Source organism: Janibacter corallicola NBRC 107790, from assembly GCF_001570965.1.
In the GTDB taxonomy this organism is placed as follows: domain Bacteria; phylum Actinomycetota; class Actinomycetes; order Actinomycetales; family Dermatophilaceae; genus Janibacter; species Janibacter corallicola.
This window is the reverse complement of the sequence record NZ_BCSR01000084.1, coordinates 1-2273: the sequence shown is the minus strand read 5'-3', so window position 1 is coordinate 2273 and position 2273 is coordinate 1. Positions and strand designations below refer to the sequence as shown.

The 2273-nt window shown below is 70.5% G+C and carries 5 protein-coding genes; 2 read left to right on the top strand and 3 right to left on the bottom strand.

Annotated elements, in window-relative coordinates; genetic code table 11:
* The 3 genes from JCO01S_RS15200 to JCO01S_RS15190 all read right to left on the bottom strand — a co-directional run.
* Nucleotides 1-337 (bottom strand): hypothetical protein (locus JCO01S_RS15200; protein WP_157074663.1); only part of this gene is annotated, 337 nt, incomplete at its 3' end.
* A gap of 329 nt (nt 338-666) precedes the next feature.
* A complete protein-coding gene (locus JCO01S_RS15195) occupies nt 667-1014 on the bottom strand; it encodes a hypothetical protein (protein WP_068257672.1) in 348 nt (115 codons plus the stop codon).
* A gap of 12 nt (nt 1015-1026) precedes the next feature.
* Entirely contained in the window at nt 1027-1458 is a 432-nt protein-coding gene (locus JCO01S_RS15190; protein WP_068257675.1) for an Hsp20/alpha crystallin family protein, read from the bottom strand.
* A gap of 115 nt (nt 1459-1573) precedes the next feature.
* On the opposite strand from JCO01S_RS15190, the gene JCO01S_RS15185 reads away from it, so the two are divergent.
* Nucleotides 1574-1861 carry a MerR family transcriptional regulator gene (locus JCO01S_RS15185; protein WP_068257669.1) on the top strand — a complete coding sequence of 96 codons (288 nt, stop codon included), beginning with the start codon at nt 1574-1576 and terminating at the stop codon, nt 1859-1861.
* A gap of 23 nt (nt 1862-1884) precedes the next feature.
* Entirely contained in the window at nt 1885-2127 is a 243-nt protein-coding gene (locus tag JCO01S_RS15180) for a hypothetical protein (protein ID WP_068257666.1), read from the top strand.
* Nucleotides 2128-2273 lie beyond the last annotated feature (146 nt).

Sequence of the window (2273 nt, the reverse complement as noted above, 5' to 3'; positions counted from 1 at the left end):
TCTCCTCGTGCTCCAGCGGTTCGTGGGCGGTGGCGCTGAACATCGCGCCCGACCACACCCGGGTGTCCTCGCCCTCGCCGCGATATCCCGCTTCGCTGTCGGTGTCCCACGACGCCACCGGCATCTCTCGACTGCCGGCCCACAGGTGCACCCATTCGTCGTTGCCGTTGCGCGTCGACTCCCCGAGCACGAGCACCCGGGAGTCGTCGGCCGCGACGGCTTCGCGCACCTGGTCCATGGTCCGGCGGGGCGCCTGCGTCGACTCCTGCGTCGTCGTGGGCGGAAGGGAGGCGGAGCCGGTCTCGGTGGCGCTCTCCTGCCGGAAGTTGGCCAGCACGGCGATTAAGCCCCACGACGAGGACGAGCAGCACGGACAGTCCGACGAAGGGAAGGACCGCTTGCCGCAGTGACGGAGTCATGGGCGCAGGCCAGCCCCGCGGAGACGCCGCACGCGCCGGGAGAGCGCGTGCGGATGCGCGAGAGGATCTGCAGCACCTGCTCCGCGGTCGCGTACCGCGCCTCGGGGCCGACGTCTGCGGACGCCACCAGTCCTCGTTGGCCTTGTACCAGTCGATCGTCGCGGCCAGCCTCGAGCGGAAGTCGCGGTACTCCGGCTGTCAGCCCAGCTCCGCCGAAGGCCGGGCCCGGCCCCCGCTGTCGGTGGTGTCATCGTGACCCTGGCGCCGTGGTGTCCCAGCGCCGGTGGGTGAAGGACGGGGGGCGGGGCGGCGGCCTCCAGCAGGCGACCGGTGTGTCCGGAGGGGAGCGCTCCCGGGCCCAGGGTTCGATCGGCGGCGGGTGCACGATCGCCTCGGGGACGCCAGGCTCGGCGCTGCCGACGTCCGGCCACGGGCGCTCGCGCCGCTCCTCGGCGCCCGTCGTCACAGGCGGGTCGGAGTCAAGGACGGCCGCGAGCTCCAGGAGGAACAGCTCGTCGTCCTCCAGGACGATCTCGAGGAAGCGCTCGATCGTGGCCTCGGTGAGGTCGTCGTGCTGAACGATGTGGGCGGGCATGACGCACCTCGGTCAGGCGTCGATCGCCTTGCGGTCATCGCTGCGACCGCCGGCGATCTCGATCTTGCGGGGCTTGGCCTGCTCGGCGACGGGGATCCGCAAGGTGAGTACACCGGCATCGTAGGAGGCCTCGATGTGCGCGGTGTCGAGGTTGTCCCCGAGGACCAGCTGGCGGCTGAAGGTCCCGCGGCGGCGCTCGGCGGCGAGCATCTCCACCGAGCCCTCCTTGGCCGGGCGCTCGGCCGTCACGGTGACGACGTTGCGCTCGACGTCCAGGTCGATGTCCTCCGAGACCAGCCCGGGCAGGTCGAACTCGACGAAAAAGGTCTCGCCCTCGCGCCAAGCGTCCATGGGCATCGCCGTGGGCGCCGGGCTGCCGTCACCTCGGAACAGCTGCTGCGTGACCCGGTCGAGCTCTCGAAACGGATCGGTGCGCATCAGCATCTGTGCCATCGTGTCCAACTCCTTCCCTCGTGATGTCCTATCCACATCTGTTGTGGTGGTGATAGATTTTTTATAGCAACAGCCCACGCAACGATCAAGACCCCTCGGGAGAGACATGACGGCGACCGACCCGGCACGCGGCGTCTACGGGATCTCCGTGGCAGCGGACCTCGTGGGCATGGGGTCGCAGCAGCTGCGGTGGTACGAGACGCAGGGACTGCTGACGCCCGACCGCACGCCCGGTGGCACCCGGCGCTACAGCGACGACGACCTGGTGCGGCTGCGCCGCATCGACGCACTCCTCGATGCCGGGCTCAACACCGCCGGCATCGCCATGGTCATGGACCTGCAGGACGAGGTCGACGACCTGCGTGAGGAGCTCACCCGGGCACAGCGGCCCTGACACCATCACGGAAGGACACGGATGTGGACACTCGAGCACTCCCCTCCTCGCCCGTCCCTCACGAGGACGGTCAGGACCCGCCGCAGCTCGGCGCCGTGGCACCGTCGCTTGAGGCCCTGACCGTGCGCGAGCTCATCGCCCGCCTGGCCCGCACCGAGGACCAGCTCAACCTGGCGAGGTTGCAGGAGGGGGCGCAGGGGCAGTCCGTGGCTAATCTGCTCATCGAGCAGCACCGGGTGATCCGCGAGCTGCGACGGCGACACTGAGAGCTGAGTCCGCGGCGGACGACCCGCGCGGACGGTTGGCTTCCACCGCGGCCTACGCTCGGCGCATGCGCGGGATCATCCTCGCCGGGGCCTGGGCACGCAACTGCGCCGCTTCGCGTCGCGGTCGGCGGGCCGCGGGCAGCGCT

Coding starts and splice junctions, on each gene's coding strand:
- JCO01S_RS15195 (WP_068257672.1), bottom strand. CDS start 1,014: ATGCCCGCCCACATCGTTCAGCACGACGACCTCACCGAGGCCACGATC.
- JCO01S_RS15185 (WP_068257669.1), top strand. CDS start 1,574: ATGACGGCGACCGACCCGGCACGCGGCGTCTACGGGATCTCCGTGGCA.
- JCO01S_RS15190 (WP_068257675.1), bottom strand. CDS start 1,458: ATGCTGATGCGCACCGATCCGTTTCGAGAGCTCGACCGGGTCACGCAG.